We start from the raw sequence: 13,391 nt of genomic DNA, 5'->3' as shown, positions 1-13,391 counted from the left end.
TCCTATGCCAAGTGTATTAATTTTAAGTGACAGCCACGGATTGACTGATGAAGTAAAAGAAATTAAAGAAAAATATGCACATCAGGTAGATGGGATGATACATTGTGGGGATTCAGAACTTAACCTTCATGACAAAGAGCTGGAGGGGTTCTATTACGCAAAAGGCAATGTCGACTTTGACTCTGGAATGGAAGAGGAGCAAGCGTTTACGATTGAGGGAGTTACCTTTTTCGTAACCCATGGCCATCTATTTAATATTAAATCTACTTTGATGCCATTGAATTATCGTGCCGAAGAATTGGGAGCAGATGTGGTATGTTTTGGCCACTCCCATATGGCTGGAGCAGAAAAAGTGGAAAACCGGTTGTTTATCAACCCTGGCAGTTGCAGACAGCCAAGGGATCACAGGGAGCCAACTTATGCGATTTTGAGCTGGAATGATAATCGGGTGTTTGAGCTGCAATATTATAATATGAAACACAAGCCTGTCGATTTAAAGCTCCAAACAACACTGCGGTCAGAGGTCTAGTACTCTGACCCATTTAGGTGTTGACAAAGTAATAGAGAGTTAATATAATAGGTCTTGTCTCTTAAAGAGAGTACATAAAAAAGAGAACAAATTTTTCTAATAATGCACGGGTGTAGTTTAGTGGTAAAACCTCAGCCACGAGCAAAGCATCCACCGAATAATCTTCGAGTTGCCTCGACAGATACCACTTCACTGAATAAGCTGGCAGAGGAAGAGGCATGACAGTTCGTAAACAAAAAATAAGGAAATAACATACTAACGTGCGGGTGTAGTTTAGTGGTAAAACCTCAGCCTTCCAAGCTGATGATGTGGGTTCGATTCCCATCACCCGCTCTTCTGAAAAACTTTACTGGAAAATCAGGACGACGGAGTTAAACTACAACTTCATAGGTACAGTCATTAATTTTTATTAAACATCCCAGTAGCTCAGTAGGATAGAGCACGTCCGAGTAAGCTGCGAAGGGAAACATCAGCGTACCGATTCAATTACTTCCTTGAAATTTCCCAGAGAATCGGGACGACGGAGTTAAACTACAACTTCATAGGTACAGTCATTAATTTTTATTAAACGTCCCAGTAGCTCAGTAGGATAGAGCAACGGCCTTCTAAGCCGTGGGTCGGGAGTTCGAATCTCTCCTGGGACGCCATTTCATGTAAACAGCGTTGGGTAAACCCAAGGCTTTTTTTAATTTGGTCAACAATTAAAGTTCCTTTAGAGTATTCCGATATCTCCCTTCTTGAATTTTTCAAAATAAATGTTTGTTTTACTTGAAGTCGGGAAAAGATAGAAAGATAATAGAGAATAATACATAGAGCGATTAGGAAGGGTGTCCTATGAAAAAGAAAAAAGGGAATATCGTCATGTTCCCCAAATGGAAGACCAGACTGGAGAATGAGGGGTTAAAGGCAATACAGGAAAAACGGTATGAAGAAGCATTGAAAACATTTGAGCCTCTGTTCGAACACGATGTAGCATCACATGATGTCATTACAGGCAAGTTAGTAAGTTTAATGGAGCTTGGAAAATATGAACCTGCTGAAGAACTATGCGAATATCTCATGAAACATGACTTGGAAAATTATTATCAATACTTACATATTTATTTAACAATTCTATTTCAAACGAGCCGATATGAAGAGTTAGTAGGGCTGTTGGATGAAATTTTTCAAGAAGAAGATATGCCACAGAAAATGCGGACCCAGTTTTGGCAGTTATATGAAGTTAGCAGGAAGCTTGTAAAAGAAGATGATGAACAGCAGAACAATAAGTTAGTAGATGAATTCTTTGAAGGTTTAAGTAATGAAGACATACATAAGCAATGGCGATCAATCATTAAGCTGCGAAAGTTAAGCGCAGCTCCTTATATCCAACCGTTTACTGAACTTCTTAAGTCTAAGGAAGTACACCCTATAATTAAAACAGGGATCATTCAATGGTTTCAGGAGCATCAGGTTGATATTAATTTAGAAATATCCAAGTTCGGACTGACGGAGAGAGTAAATCCAGCCCAATTGAAGGAACTGCATTCGGATTATGTCATGCAACAACTGAAAATGAGGTTGGGTGATATGGAACAAAAGAATCCTACCATGTATGATATTGTACAGAACCTTCTTTATCGGTATTTGTTTGTACGCTATCCTTTATTTCCAACCGAGGAGGAAGCGCCTCAGATAGTAGCAGCTTTGAGGCAGCTGGGGCATGAGTATTTACAGATCCCGGTTCCAGAGGTGGAAAATGCGGAAGAAGTTGAAAAATATAAACAAGAGATTCTCTTATGCGAGCAGCATTACACCCTTATTATGGAAGAGTAATAATGAAAATCTTTCCCGGATAGGATACATATGTTGAAAGGTGTTTCTTTTATGTTATAATGTAGTGGTTGCAAATTTAGATTCGTATGTAAATAGAATCAGAGAACATGAAGAAAATCGCCTAAGGCGAAAGGAAATCATAGATGTTGGAGGGAATTTTTTATGTCAGCAAAATGGGAAAAAAAAGAAGGTAACCAAGGGGTCCTTACAGTAGAAGTCCCAGCCGAAGAATTTGATCGTGCGTTAGATCAAGCGTTCAAGAAAGTAGTAAAACAAGTTCAAGTGCCAGGATTCCGAAAAGGGAAAATGCCACGTAAACTATTTGAACAACGCTTTGGTGTAGAATCACTGTATCAAGATGCTTTGGATATTGTTCTTCCGGAAGCTTACATGAACGCTGTACAAGAAACTGAAATCGAGCCTGTTGATCGTCCGGAAGTAGATGTTCAGGAAATTGAAAAAGGCAAAGGTGTTACATTTACTGCTGAAGTTACTGTAAAGCCAGAAATAGAACTTGGCGACTACAAAGGACTTGAAGTGGAAGAAATGGATACGGAAGTAACAGATGAAGATGTTGATAATGAGTTAAAAACATTACAAGAAAAGCAAGCTGAACTTGTCGTCAAAGAAGATGGAGAAGTAGAAGAAGGCGACACTGTTGTTATGGATTTTGAAGGCTTTGTTGATGGTGAAGCTTTCGAAGGCGGACAGGCAGATAACTATTCTCTAGAGATTGGTTCTGGCAGCTTCATCCCAGGGTTTGAAGAACAGTTGCAAGGTAAAAAGGCAGGAGAAGAAGTCGATGTAGAAGTGACTTTCCCTGAGGAATACCATGCCGAAGAACTTGCTGGTAAAGCAGCGACTTTCAAGGTTAAAATTCATGAAGTTAAAGGGAAAGAACTTCCGGAACTTGATGATGAATTCGCAAAAGATGTTGATGAAGAAGTTGAATCCCTTGATGAGTTGAAAAAGAAAACTCGTGAACGCCTGGAAGAACAGAAGAAAACAGACGCTGAAAATAACAAAAAAGATTCCCTAGTGCAACAGGCTTCTGAAAATGCTAGCGTGGAAGTTCCATCTGCAATGGTAGATACTGAGCTTGATCGTATGATCCAGGAGTTCGAGCAACGACTACAAATGCAAGGCATGACGAAAGACATGTACTTCCAATTTACAGGTTCTGATGAAGATGGTCTTCGTGAACAAATGAAAGAGGACGCTGAAAAGCGTGTCAAAACAAATTTGACACTAGAAGCTATCGCAAATGCAGAAAACATTGAAGTTACTGATGAGGATGTCAATGCTGAGTTGGAAACAATGGCTTCTATGTATCAAACAGATGTCGCCAACCTTACACAAATGCTTGGCGGAAACACTGATATGATCAAAGAGGATTTAAAAGTCCGCAAGGCAATTGATGTTCTGGCCGAGAATAGTAAAACGAAATAATCTTTAACTAAAACAAGGCGCGGAAAACGTGCCTTGTTTTCTCATATAAATGTATATATTGCTTTACTCAAAGATAGACTAGTGGTAAAAGGGGAAGACAAATAAACGTTGCGTATACATATGATTTAACAACCATCTTAAGAATGTATTCAGGTGCTGTTTTTTGTCGAAAATCAGTTTATTCTATTGTTTGACTTATTACTTACAAATCTACATAATGAGGTTGACGAATGTAACTTCAAAATAGGTCGTCAATTAGTGTTTTGCTTTGTCTGCCAACTTATATTTGTTATGATAGGCTAAAGAAACTTTGCAATTGGTGTGACCGAATTGAGTATAGATTTTTTGGCTGATATAAATAAGGGGTGAATTGGATGTTTAAATTTAATGATGAAAAAGGACAATTGAAGTGTTCATTCTGTGGGAAAAGCCAAGAACAGGTTCGTAAACTTGTCGCTGGCCCAGGAGTTTATATATGTGATGAATGTATCGAATTATGCACGGAAATAGTGGAAGAAGAACTAGGAAATGAAGAAGAAGTAGAATTCAAAGAGGTCCCTAAGCCTCAGGAAATCCGTGAAATATTAAATGATTATGTAATCGGTCAGGATCAGGCAAAGAAAAATTTGTCAGTTGCCGTTTATAACCATTATAAGCGTGTGAATGCCTCGCCTAAAAATGATGAAGTAGAATTGGCGAAAAGTAATATTTGTATGATTGGTCCGACAGGTAGCGGTAAGACATTACTGGCCCAAACATTAGCACGAATCCTGAATGTTCCGTTTGCCATTGCAGATGCGACATCCTTAACAGAGGCGGGTTACGTCGGGGAGGATGTAGAGAATATCCTTCTAAAATTGATTCAGGCTGCTGATTATGATGTAGAAAAAGCCGAAAAAGGTATCATTTATATTGATGAAATCGATAAGGTAGCCCGTAAGTCAGAAAATCCTTCAATCACACGAGATGTTTCTGGTGAAGGTGTACAGCAGGCATTGCTTAAGATCCTGGAAGGTACGACAGCTAGTGTGCCCCCACAAGGCGGCAGAAAACATCCGCATCAGGAATTCATACAAATCGATACAACCAACGTGTTGTTCATTGTAGGTGGAGCCTTTGACGGTATCGACCAAATCATCAAACGCCGTCTAGGCAAGAAAGTAATCGGCTTCGGTTCTGAAGATACTAATGAAGAGCTGGATAAAGGTCAGCTGCTATCTAAAATTCTGCCGGAAGACCTTCTTCGTTATGGGTTAATTCCAGAATTTATCGGTCGTCTACCGGTAATCGGAAGTCTGCTTCCGCTAGATGAAGACGCATTAGTTGAAATACTGACACAGCCAAAAAATGCCTTGGTTAAACAGTACCAAAAGCTTCTGCAAATTGATGACGTCGAGCTGGAATTTGAGGAAGATGCGCTCAGGGAAATTGCCAGAAAAGCAATTGAAAGAAAAACTGGTGCCAGGGGTCTTCGCTCCATTATTGAAAATATCATGTTAGATGTCATGTACGAATTGCCTTCCCGTGATGATATTGAAAAATGTATCATTACGAAAGAAACCGTATTGAATGAAGATGGGAAGCCGAAGTTAGTTTTGACTGACGGTACTGTACAAGATGATAATAAAGAATCACCAAAAGAAAGTGCTTAAGACTGAGTGAATTTCCACAAAGCGAATGAGCTTAGGGTCAGGCCGCGCTGCAAACAGACTGTAGCGCGGCCTTCCTTTCCTTCCTGCCTTTTTTGGGGGCACTATGACTTAAGGAAGGCAAGGATTAAATGTACTACATAGGTAACACTAAAATCAGTATGGCAATACCCGAAAGGCATCGATTATTTTACATGAAACGTACGATTTAATAGGATGAAAGTACGGAACAGCTAATCCATTTGGAGGTGCGCACATAATGACAGTAAATCAAAGAAAACAGATTCCCCTCCTGCCCTTAAGAGGGCTGCTCGTCTATCCCTCAATGGTCCTGCATCTGGATGTTGGACGAGATAAATCAGTTAAAGCTTTAGAACAAGCGATGATGAAGGATAATGAAATATTTTTAGCTTCGCAAAAAGAAATGAATATTGATGACCCCTCCCAGGAAGATATTTATCAATTTGGAACCATCGCCAAAGTTAAACAGATGGTCAAACTTCCTAATGGAACCAATCGGGTTCTGGTAGAGGGGTTAGTACGAGCTAAAATAAGTAATTTCTCGGATGACGAGGAATATTTCATGGTTGAAGTAGAGAAGTATGAAGACGAGCACGATAACAAAAATGAGGAAGAAGCGCTCATGCGCACACTTCTGCAACATTTTGAACAATATATCAAAATTTCTAAAAAGATCAGTAAAGAAACCCTGGATACGGTGGCAGATATCGATGAACCTGGCCATCTGGCCGACATGGTAGCTTCCCACTTACCTTTGAAATTAAAGGAAAAACAAGCGGTCCTTGAAACAGTTGATGTTAAGAAGCGACTTCAGCATCTGATTGAACAGATCAGTAATGAAAAAGAAGTACTACAGATAGAGAAGAAGATTGGCCAGCGGGTTAAACGATCCATGGAAAAAACACAAAAAGAATATTATTTACGTGAGCAAATGAAAGCTATCCAAAGTGAACTTGGTGATAAAGATGGAAAAAGCGGAGAGGTGGCAGAGCTCCGTGAAAAGATTCAAGAAGCAAATATGCCTGAACGAGTAGAAGAAGTAGCCTTCAAAGAATTGGGACGATATGAAAAAGTCCCGCAGAGTTCTGCGGAAAGTTCGGTAATCCGCAATTATATTGAGTGGCTTGTGTCTCTTCCGTGGAATACGGAGACAGAAGATAATTTGGAAATCCACAATGCTCAACGTATTCTGGATGAAGATCATTATGGACTCGAAAAAGTTAAAGAGCGTGTATTAGAATACTTAGCTGTACAGCAATTAACTCAATCGATTAAGGGGCCGATTCTTTGCTTAGTAGGGCCACCAGGGGTAGGAAAAACTTCACTGGCTAAATCAATTGCAAGAGCAGTCAACCGAAATTTTGTACGTGTTTCCTTGGGTGGAATCCGTGATGATGCTGAAATCCGCGGCCATAGGCGTACTTATATCGGTGCAATGCCAGGCAGGATCATCCAGGGAATGAAACGTGCAGAATCAATCAATCCAGTCTTTCTGCTGGATGAAATCGATAAAATGGCAAGTGATTTTCGTGGGGACCCATCTGCAGCGATGCTGGAAGTGCTGGATCCCGAACAGAATAGCACCTTCAGTGATCATTTTATTGAAGAAAGCTATGACTTATCCAAGGTCATGTTCGTTGCCACAGCCAACAATATGAGTGCTATACCTGGTCCATTACTGGACAGGATGGAAGTAATAACAATTGCAGGCTACACGGAAGTGGAAAAGCTTCATATCGCAAAGGAACACCTATTACCGAAACAGATCAAAGAAAATGGTTTGACAAAAGGGCAGGTACAATTCCGTGAAGAAGCATTATTGAAATTGATCAGGACTTATACTCGTGAAGCTGGAGTCCGTAACCTGGAACGAGAGCTTGCATCTATTTGTCGTAAGTCTGCCAAAATTATTGTGGCAGGTGAAAAGAAGCGGGTAGTGGTTACGGAAAAACTTCTGGAAGAGCTGCTTGGCCGGCCGAAATACCGATATGGACAGGCAGAGGAGGAAGACCAGGTAGGAACTGCTACAGGACTTGCCTACACATCTGCTGGGGGAGATACGTTGGCAATCGAAGTATCCATCTATCCCGGTAAAGGAAAGTTGACGTTAACAGGTAAGCTTGGCGATGTCATGAAGGAGTCGGCACAGGCCGCATTCAGTTATATCCGATCCCGAGCAGAAGAATTAAAAATCGATGTTGATTTTGTTGAAAAAAATGATATTCATATTCATGTTCCTGAAGGAGCGACACCGAAGGATGGACCATCCGCAGGGATAACCATGGCTACGGCTCTTGTTTCTGCATTGACGGGACGACCCGTGAGAAAAGAAGTGGGTATGACCGGGGAAATAACGCTTCGTGGTCGTGTCTTACCAATCGGGGGTCTAAAGGAAAAATCCCTGAGTGCTCACCGTGCAGGACTCCGAAAAATCATTATACCAGCAGACAATGAGAAAGATCTGGAGGACATTCCGGAAAGTGTACGTACTGACTTAGAATATGTGCCTGTTAAACACTTGGATGAAGTGCTGGAGCATGCGTTGATGGGGGATAATCATGAAAGTAAATGATGCAGAATTAGTCATCAGTGCAGTCAGTAAAAAGCAATATCCTGCTGATTATTTGCCGGAAATTGCATTAGCTGGCCGATCGAATGTCGGTAAGTCATCATTCATCAATAAGATGATACAGCGGAAAAGCCTTGCCCGTACGTCCTCTAAGCCGGGAAAGACCCAGACATTGAATTTTTATAAGATCAATGAAAAGTTCTATTTTGTTGATGTCCCAGGATACGGATATGCGAAAGTTTCCAAAAAAGAACGAAAAAAATGGGGAGACATGATGGAGGAGTACTTCGCAGAAAGGGAAAACTTACGCGCTACTGCACTGATAATCGATATACGTCATAAGCCTACGGAAGATGATATCATGATGTATGATTATCTAAAGTATTTTGAACTGCCTGTACTAATTATCGCAACCAAGCTTGATAAGATACCTAAAGGGAAACGGGAAAAGCATGTCAAGATTGTAAGGGAGACCTTAGATATTGAAGATGAAGATGTCATCATTCCTTTTTCATCTGAGACTGGTGAAGGAAAAGACAAAGCCTGGAAAGCGATGCTGGCCCATCTGAACTGATAAAGATTGAAAGTTTACCCGACTGCCTGGTAGGCAGCCGGGTATTTTTTAAAATTTTGTAAAACAGAAAAAGCAGTTTTACTCGTGATATAAAACGGGTATTATTTACTTGGATGCTTAATTACATAAAGAAGCATTTGGTGGAAATACTATGAAAAATCACCGGATGTGCTGATCTTGCAAGGCTAAGTATACTTTGTGCTGTATAATAGCAGAATTTGAATTTTGAGAAAAGTCAGACCGATTGTTATGATGAAGTGTGCGAAAAAAGAAATTATAGAAGAGAGGAATTTGGGAATATGAAAAAATTATCCATATCTTTATTAAGTGTAATAATGATTCTTCTGCTAGCCGCCTGTGGTTCGAGTGAATCGGAAGAATCTACAGAAGATCAGAATTCAGATTCTCAAGGCGGAAGCGAATACAATTTAGTGGAAGATGGCAAGTTCACATTTGCTGCGTCAGGAGAGTTCAATCCATTCAGTACCACCTCTGCTTCCGGTGAAATGGAAGGTTTTGATATAGACGTCGGCAATGCAATTGCCGAGGAGTTAGGTTTAGAACCTAACCAGCAGAAATTCAAGTTTGCTTCGATTGTAGAAGGTGTCAAAACCGGTCGTTTCGATGCCGCTGTAGCCAGCCACACAATCACTCCTGAACGTCAAGAGGAAGTAGATTTCTCCACCCCTTATTACTATTCAGGTGCCCAAGTATTTGTGCGTCCAGATAGTGATGTAGAATCACTTGATGACTTAGAAGGTAAAGAGATTGCCGTTTCAAAAGGTTCTACTTATGTTGAGTTCGCCAACCAGGTGACAGATAAAGTACAGAGCTATGATAGTGATGTTGTAGCCTTACAATCGTTGGACAAAGGACGACATGATGCTGTCATCACAGACTTTTTAACTGGAAAAGAGGCGATTGGTAAAGGCTTGAATATTGAAGGTAAAGAGATGATTGAGCGCAGTGAACAGGCTGTAGCTGTTGCTAAAGATAACGAAGAGCTTTTACAAGCTGTGAATGATGCGATCGATAAACTTAGGGAAGATGGAACGCTTACAGAAATCAGTGAAGAATATTTCGGAGAAGATATTACTACGGAACCAGAATGAAAAAATCAATAGAGGAGCACGCCTAGCGTGCTCTTTTTACACGGTAAGAAACATTTAATATGGTTGAAGCAAGTTTTTATACACTAGGAGGAGCTGAACGTTTTGTATTTGAACATCATCAAATTCGGTGAAGCATTGATTGAAAGCCGCAGTCTTTTTGCTGAAGCCGCATGGCTGACGCTGAAGCTTACGGCTATCTCTATATTTATTGCTATTTTTATTGGTTTATTCTTTGCTTTATTAAAAATCTCAAATATTAAAGTATTGGAATGGATTGCGAACTTTTATATATTTATTGTACGTGGAACGCCATTGATTGTACAAATATTCGTGTTTTATTACGGGCTCACTGAAATAGCTATGATTTCAGGGTTTTGGTCTGCGACGTTAGGGTTGGCCTTCCATAATGGGGCATATATTGCAGAGATATTCCGGGGATCGATACAATCCATCGGTAAGGGTCAGAATGAAGCCGGCAGATCGCTTGGGATGAACCGTTCCCAGACAATGAAAAGAATTATTTTGCCACAGGCATTTCGCCGAGCCTTACCCCCTTTAGGTAACCAGTTTATTATCGGTTTGAAGGACTCTTCTCTTGCGGCATTTATCGGTTTGACTGAGATCTTTGGGGCTGCAACAACAATGGGGGCAAATACATTTGATTATATGACTTGGCTGCTGGTAAGTGCGGTCTACTACTTGATTCTAGTCTTCCTGTTGACTTTACTGGTATCATTCGTTGAAAAGAAAATGGCGGCAAGTGATTAATAGAGGAGGAACAATAGCGTGTCTGAAGCTAGAGAAATGATTCGTGTAGAAAAATTGAATAAATCATTCGGTGATCTTCATGTCTTGAAAGATATCGATTTTACTGTAAAAGAAAGTGAAGTAGTAGTTCTGATTGGAGCTAGTGGTTCAGGAAAGAGTACGTTACTTCGGTGCTTAAATTATTTGGAATTGAAAAATGATGGGAAAATTATCATTGAGGGAAAAGAAACAGACCCCAAAAGAGATGATTTAAATAAGGTAAGGCAAAAAGTAGGGATGGTCTTTCAACATTTTAACTTGTTTCCCCACAAAACAGTATTAGAAAATGTCATAGAAGCACCTACTCAAGTGAAGAAAATCAAAAAATCCCAGGCCATCGAAGAAGCAAAAAGCTTATTGAATAAAGTAGGTTTAGCGGACAAAGCGGATGACTACCCTTCTCGACTTTCCGGAGGTCAAAAACAACGAGTGGCGATTGCGCGTGCGTTGGCGATGAAACCAGATATCATGCTATTTGATGAGCCAACCTCCGCCCTTGACCCAGAACTTGTTGGTGAGGTACTTGCTACCATGAAGGAGCTTGCAAAGGAAGGGATGACGATGGTGGTGGTGACCCATGAAATGGGCTTTGCCCGGGAAGTGGCAGATAAGGTAGTATATATGCATGACGGACGAATCGTCGAAGAAGGAGAACCGAATCAATTGTTTGATCATCCACAAGAACAGCGGACACAAGAATTTTTAAGTTCTATCTTATAAATTAAATCCCGGGCAACTAGTGCCTGGGATTTTTTTTGTTTCTTATACTCTTGGCATTTTTTTTATTTTTTAAGAGGAAGAGTCCAATAATAATCAAGGCAAGTGGCCAAAATTGCTCGATAAGCGTAAATAGCTGATAGACCCAGTGAAACCACCCTGGATTGACCGGGGAAAATAAAGCGAAAAGACCGAGGAGTACTAACAACAGTCCCGGTATCAACCCCTGCCTTGTTTTATTGGAACGCAGCACGAACGCAATCCCAACAATCAGGGGGTATACTCCCCAATGATCCAGCCAGAAACGGTAAGTAGTAAGCCCGTGGAAATGTATTCCGAATCCTAACAAAATAGCACCTGCAAAAATGTTTTGGTAGTCGTTCGTTATATAGCTATGTAATAAAAACGAAATGCCGATAATCATCAAAATTGTCGGCCAGGAATAAAAATCAGTTAACAGGGGAATATGTAACTGTCGCAGTAAAAAGTAGGCACCTAGACCGATTAATAGGAAACCTGTAAATGTGTTTTGTTTTTTCATGCAAAGCCTCCCTTTACATATATCGAATTCTTGCGTATATACCACGGTTGTGGTACATTACAGTCGGGTTTAATTTGTTTCTAAGGAATTACATTTAATTATCTTTTATTTAATCCTATCATAGAGTTTCAAATTCTGTTCACAATTTCCAATAGTTAGCCCTATTTCTCATGTTATAATGTACTTTATAAAATACTGCTCGTCAGGAAAGTTTTTTGGGGGTAGATGATATGCACATTTTAGTTGTCGGCGTAAATTATAAAACAGCCCCAGTTGAAGTCAGGGAAAAACTCACGTTTTCTGAAAATCGCATTTCCGAAGCTATGTTTGAATTGAACCAGCGGAAAAGTGTGTTAGAAAATGTGATTATTTCTACATGTAATCGAACGGAAATTTATGCCGTCGTTGATCAACTTCATACCGGCCGTTATTATATCAAGCAATTTTTGGCTGATTGGTTTGAGGTGGAGAAAGAAACCTTCTCCCCTTATTTATCCATTTATGAGAGTGATGGTGCCATGGAGCACTTATTGCGTGTAACCTGTGGCTTAGATTCTATGGTACTTGGGGAAACACAGATTCTCGGGCAAATGAAGCAGGCCTTTTTACAAGGACAAGAAGCTAAAACTACAGGCACCATTTTCAACCAATTATTTAAGCAGGCGGTAACACTTGCGAAACGTTCGCATAAAGAAACTGAAATTGGGGAAAATGCGGTCTCCGTCAGTTACGCGGCGGTCGAACTTGCCCGGAAAATCTTCGGTGACCTTGTTAATAAACATGTTGTCATCTTAGGTGCAGGAAAAATGGGTGAGCTTGCAGCTAAGAACCTGCAAGGATCCGGTGTGAAACAGGTTACTGTAATTAATCGAACGCTTGCAAAAGCCCAGGTAGTTGCCGATCAATTCAACGGTGAAGCTAGAACGATCGATGACTTGTCAAATACTTTGAAAGATGCGGATATTTTAATCAGTTCTACAGGGGCTAAAGATTATGTAATTACACAGGAAGTGATCGCCCCTATCCAGAAAGCACGAAAAGGGAAGCCATTATTTTTAGTAGACATTGCTGTGCCACGTGATCTGGATCCGGCAATGGAAGAATTGGAAAGTGTATTTTTATATGATATTGATGATCTTCAAGGAATTGTTGATGCTAACCTTGCTGCAAGACAAAAGGCTGCAGAAGTTATCGAAATTATGATTGAAGAAGAGATCATTGCGTTTAAGGAATGGCTGCAGACGATTGGAGTAGTACCAGTCATCTCCGCTTTAAGAAATAAAGCGTTATCGATTCAATCCGAAACAATGAAAAGCATTGAACGAAAAATGCCTGATTTGACTGAACGTGAAAAGAAAGTGTTGAATAAGCACACGAAGAGCATTATTAATCAGATGTTGAAAGAACCTATTTTGCAGGCCAAAGAACTGGCAGCTCAACCGGATGCAGATGAGTCATTGCAACTGTTCATGCAAATATTCGGTATTGAAGAGCAAGTGCAGAATGAAATCCAGGAACAGCAAAAGAAAGAAAATAAAGTGGTGTCCCTGGACCGTAATGGGGAACTATCCTTTCCTGCCATAAAAAATGCTTCCACACACTAGTAAG

The 13,391-nt window shown here is 40.3% G+C and carries 11 protein-coding genes and 2 tRNA genes; 12 read left to right on the top strand and 1 reads right to left on the bottom strand.

What is annotated here, in order from left to right; all coding sequences use genetic code 11:
• Window positions 1–4 precede the first annotated feature (4 nt).
• From FHS45_RS14525 to FHS45_RS14475, 11 genes are all read left to right on the top strand, one after another.
• Window positions 5–529, top strand: coding sequence for a metallophosphoesterase (locus tag FHS45_RS14525; protein WP_062447101.1), 525 nt, complete (start codon window positions 5–7; stop codon window positions 527–529).
• 262 nt (window positions 530–791) lie between these two features.
• Window positions 792–862: transfer RNA gene (locus FHS45_RS14520), tRNA-Gly, on the top strand.
• 237 nt (window positions 863–1,099) lie between these two features.
• Window positions 1,100–1,176, top strand: a tRNA-Arg gene (locus FHS45_RS14515).
• Window positions 1,177–1,363: 187 nt separating this feature from the next.
• Window positions 1,364–2,344: a tetratricopeptide repeat protein gene (locus FHS45_RS14510; protein ID WP_062447099.1), complete on the top strand. Its 981-nt coding sequence runs from the start codon at window positions 1,364–1,366 to the stop codon at window positions 2,342–2,344.
• Between the two features lie 162 nt (window positions 2,345–2,506).
• The gene (gene tig, locus FHS45_RS14505; protein ID WP_062447097.1) at window positions 2,507–3,793 is read left to right on the top strand and encodes a trigger factor; all 1,287 of its coding nucleotides are present in this window, start codon (window positions 2,507–2,509) and stop codon (window positions 3,791–3,793) included.
• 374 nt (window positions 3,794–4,167) lie between these two features.
• On the top strand, window positions 4,168–5,445 hold the full coding sequence (clpX, locus tag FHS45_RS14500) for an ATP-dependent protease ATP-binding subunit ClpX (RefSeq protein WP_062447095.1): 1,278 nt from the start codon (window positions 4,168–4,170) through the stop codon (window positions 5,443–5,445).
• Between the two features lie 256 nt (window positions 5,446–5,701).
• Window positions 5,702–8,035: an endopeptidase La gene (gene lon, locus FHS45_RS14495; protein ID WP_062447093.1), complete on the top strand. Its 2,334-nt coding sequence runs from the start codon at window positions 5,702–5,704 to the stop codon at window positions 8,033–8,035.
• The gene (gene yihA, locus FHS45_RS14490) at window positions 8,022–8,606 is read left to right on the top strand and encodes a ribosome biogenesis GTP-binding protein YihA/YsxC (RefSeq protein ID WP_062447091.1); all 585 of its coding nucleotides are present in this window, start codon (window positions 8,022–8,024) and stop codon (window positions 8,604–8,606) included. The genes lon and yihA overlap by 14 nt, the downstream gene beginning before the upstream one ends.
• Window positions 8,607–8,905: 299 nt before the next feature.
• Window positions 8,906–9,718 carry a transporter substrate-binding domain-containing protein gene (locus tag FHS45_RS14485; protein ID WP_062447089.1) on the top strand — a complete coding sequence of 271 codons (813 nt, stop codon included), beginning with the start codon at window positions 8,906–8,908 and terminating at the stop codon, window positions 9,716–9,718.
• A 102-nt stretch (window positions 9,719–9,820) separates the two neighbouring features.
• Window positions 9,821–10,486 carry an amino acid ABC transporter permease gene (locus tag FHS45_RS14480; protein WP_371872043.1) on the top strand — a complete coding sequence of 222 codons (666 nt, stop codon included), beginning with the start codon at window positions 9,821–9,823 and terminating at the stop codon, window positions 10,484–10,486.
• A 36-nt stretch (window positions 10,487–10,522) separates the two neighbouring features.
• The gene (locus FHS45_RS14475) at window positions 10,523–11,245 is read left to right on the top strand and encodes an amino acid ABC transporter ATP-binding protein (protein ID WP_062448049.1); all 723 of its coding nucleotides are present in this window, start codon (window positions 10,523–10,525) and stop codon (window positions 11,243–11,245) included.
• A gap of 16 nt (window positions 11,246–11,261) precedes the next feature.
• On the opposite strand, the gene FHS45_RS14470 is transcribed toward FHS45_RS14475, so the two are convergent.
• Complete coding sequence (locus FHS45_RS14470) at window positions 11,262–11,783, bottom strand: LiaI-LiaF-like domain-containing protein (protein ID WP_062447084.1); 522 nt, start codon at window positions 11,781–11,783, stop codon at window positions 11,262–11,264.
• Between the two features lie 230 nt (window positions 11,784–12,013).
• Here FHS45_RS14470 and hemA point away from each other — a divergent pair, with 230 nt between their 5' ends.
• Window positions 12,014–13,387: a glutamyl-tRNA reductase gene (hemA, locus tag FHS45_RS14465; RefSeq protein WP_062447081.1), complete on the top strand. Its 1,374-nt coding sequence runs from the start codon at window positions 12,014–12,016 to the stop codon at window positions 13,385–13,387.
• Window positions 13,388–13,391 lie beyond the last annotated feature (4 nt).

This window comes from Thalassobacillus devorans (genome assembly GCF_011761345.1).
In the GTDB taxonomy this organism is placed as follows: domain Bacteria; phylum Bacillota; class Bacilli; order Bacillales; family Halobacillaceae; genus Thalassobacillus; species Thalassobacillus devorans.
The sequence above is the reverse complement of the archived record's forward strand: the minus strand, read 5'-3'. Positions and strand labels throughout refer to the sequence as shown.